This window comes from Anaeromassilibacillus sp. An200, from assembly GCF_002160025.1.
Lineage (GTDB): Bacteria > Bacillota > Clostridia > Oscillospirales > Acutalibacteraceae > Caccousia > Caccousia stercoris.
The window spans coordinates 1-3192 of record NZ_NFJU01000095.1 but is presented as its reverse complement, the minus strand read 5'-3'; the positions used below and the strand labels follow the sequence as shown (position 1 = coordinate 3192).

Genomic DNA, 3192 nt, shown 5'->3' with positions numbered 1-3192 from the left:
CGAGCACATAGCCGTCCGGCACGGCAATTTCCGTGACGGTGATATAGCCGCTCGGTACGCTGGTGAGTGTCGCGCGGCCGGTGGAGTCGGTAACCACCTCGCCGATGAGCGAACCATCCGCTCTGGTCACGCGGAACCGCACGCCGGGAACGCCCTTGCCGGTTTTGGCATCCAGTTTAAGAATGTAGACAGGCGATTTCGCCTTGTTCTCGAACTGAACGGTTGTCACCTTGTTGGCTTCCAGCGTAATCTGCTTGGGCGCCTCGTCGAGAACGTATCCGGGCAGCGTGGCGATCTCCCTGATGGTGTAATTGACGCCCGCTTGCAGGCCGGTGACAAAAATCTCGCCGTTCTCATCCGTCACATAGTCGCCGATTTTTCCGCCGTCTGTGACACGCACCTCAAAGGCCACACCCTCGATGGGGCCTTTGGTCACGCTGTCCACCTTGACGATGCGTAGCGTCGGCTTGATGCTGTTGCGCAGGGTGATTTCTCCAATCTTCCCGGCTTCCAGCGTGACGCGGTGAACGGTGCTGTCCACAACATACTGCGGAGGAGCGGAGATTTCCTGTACGTCATAGGTTCCGGCTTCCAGATTCGGAATGAAAATGATGCCGGATTCGTCCGTGGTATACTCGCCCACTACCTGGCCGTCCGTTTTGCTGACCTTAATCACCACGTCGGCAACGGGATTGCCGTCCGTGTCAATCTTGCAGATTCGCAGGCCGGGCTTGGAGGTATTCTTAAAGGTAACATCCGTGCGCTCGTTGGGTTTGAGCTGCACCGTAACCGGCTTGTCATTGGCAATGTAGCCGGGAGCCGGTTCAATCTCCTGGATGACGATGGACGTCACGTCCAGATCGTCGAGGAAAATCACGCCGTTATTGTCCGTCACACGGGTGTAGACAGTTTGTGTACCGGGGATGGTAAATGTAAACTTCGCGCCCATGATGCGCTTGCCGGTGTCCGCGTCCACCTTCGTGAGCATCAAACCGGGCTTCTGGTCGTTGCGGATGGTAACGGTGGTTACGTCATCCACGATTTTGACAGTTTGCGGAATGCTGTTGAGGACATAACCGGCAGGGGCTTCCAGCTCGGTGATAACCCAGCTTGTGCCGGTTTCCATCGTGTCAAAGGTAATCTGTCCGTTCTCGTCCGTCTGATAGATGCCCCCGCCGCGCCCGCAGTTGCCGGGGCCGAACAGGTCGCCGTCCGGCGATTTGATTTCAAAAATCATACCGGGGACAAGCTCGTTTGTAACGGAATCGCGCTTTTCGATAATGAGCTGTTTTTTGAGCACGTTGGTCAGTTGCAATTCGTAGGTCTGTCCGGGTTTCAGCTCCACGGTGTGGGGAGTGGGGTCGATCTCCACGTTGTCCGGCGCGTCCGTCTCGGTGATGACGTACCAGTCGGCGGGCAGCTCGATTTCTGCTTCGCCGTTTTCACCCGTAACAACAGACCACTTCTCCGCACCGTCGCGGCGCTTGATTTCAAACGTGACGCCTGCCAACGGTTCGCCGTTGTTCTCCGCCGTCTTGATAATCTTCACAGTTCCGTTGATCGGCTCGTTCTTGTAGACAATCATGGGAACTTCTACTTGATCCTTCTGAATCTCAATGGTCTGCACGGGATTCTCTGCGGGCTGGTAGCCTGCCGGAGGTGTTTTCTCTGTGATCCGGTAGCTGCCGGGTTCCAGTCCTCCAAGGACGCACAGGCCGTTGTCATTACTTGTCACGTCCGTGGAGAACGTACCGTCAATCTGCTCGACGGTGAACACCGCTCCGGCCAGCGGTTCGTCCGTCAGCGCGTCAAGCTTCTGGATTTTCAGGCCGACGCTTTTGCTGTTTTCGATCTTAATTTCAACAGCTTCTCCAGATTTGGCTTCCACACTGTATCGCGTGGAGTCCAGTGCGTAGCCGGAGGGGGCTTTGGTTTCTTCGACGTAATACATGCCGATGGACGGCACATCTACTGAGATAGAACCGGATGTTCCGGTGGTTACGTCAGTTGAAAAACTGCCGTCAGCTTTTGTAACTTTGAACTGTGCTCCGGCAAGACTTTTTGATCCGTCGGCTTTACGAATGATAATGGATGTACCGGTAGGTATCTCATTTCTTAGTTTTACCTCGGCAGAGACGGCCTGCAATCCGTTTTCCGGGACAAGTGCATAATTTTGAACCTTCGTTGAGCCGGAATATTCCGCAATGCCGTATTTCAGACCGCCAGTTTGCAGTTTTCCGTTGATGGTGGCTACCGTCTTTTCTTCGCCGAAAGAGTTGGGATCTGTGCCGCTCTCCGCGACAAGCCGAAACGGCTCGCCAAGCCATGCGTTTACATATTGAGACTGCATGTTGGTTGAGCTCTTGATTTCCGTACCGTCCAGTTTTTCCAGATGAAAACCTTCCGGCAAACTTCCCGGTGTGAGTGTATAGCCGCCAGCTGCCATATAGACATGTTCGGAGTCCTGCACCTTGCCGTTGCCGAAATATCCGGTGGTCACTTCCCATTCCACATATTTTTCACCGGGACCGGGGCCATCCTGCCACACTTCGCCTTCACTGTTTGTCTTTGGGTTAACATGGATTTCATCGTCCACCCAGTCATTCCAGTTGTTGGCCGATCCCATAATTTGATTCAAGCTTTCCAACAGATATTGATTTCGGGAAGCATCGTATGTCGCGGTGGGATTTACGCTCCATTTGCTCGCGTCCGACTGACCGACCGAAAGCGTCCACATGGCAAACTTGGTGACGCCATAGGCTTCAAACCGGTTGTTAAACAGCTGCCTGCTGCTGCCCCTGGTTCTCAAAGCGGTGGCTGCGGAGTCTCCGCCGCCGGTATAACCACCAGAAGCAAGAACGCCCTGCATATACATAAGGATATTTTTGTCGTTGATAAATTCCTCATTGCTTTGCAGAGCCGGATCGTCCAGTTCGTAAACCTTGACTCCATATTCTCCAACAGTCGGGCTGTCTCCAGAGCCATATCGGTCATGATTCAGGCAATACGCAACATAATTCACACCGTCAATGGTGACGCCCATGATTTCCGTAGGATAAGAGCCATGATATCCGGATATGGGTTGTTTTGTGGCCCAGCGCAGGCCGTCAAACGGATTATCCTCCAGCTTCTTGATGATGCTGCCTGCGGCAAATGCGGGCATGGTTAATCCGGCAATTTGCGGGAAAAGAA

The 3192-nt window shown here is 53.9% G+C and carries 1 protein-coding gene; it reads right to left on the bottom strand.

Annotated elements, in window-relative coordinates; genetic code table 11:
• On the bottom strand, positions 1-3163 hold a 3163-nt coding region (locus B5F35_RS17815; protein WP_140401290.1), incomplete at its 3' end, for a SpaA isopeptide-forming pilin-related protein.
• Positions 3164-3192 lie beyond the last annotated feature (29 nt).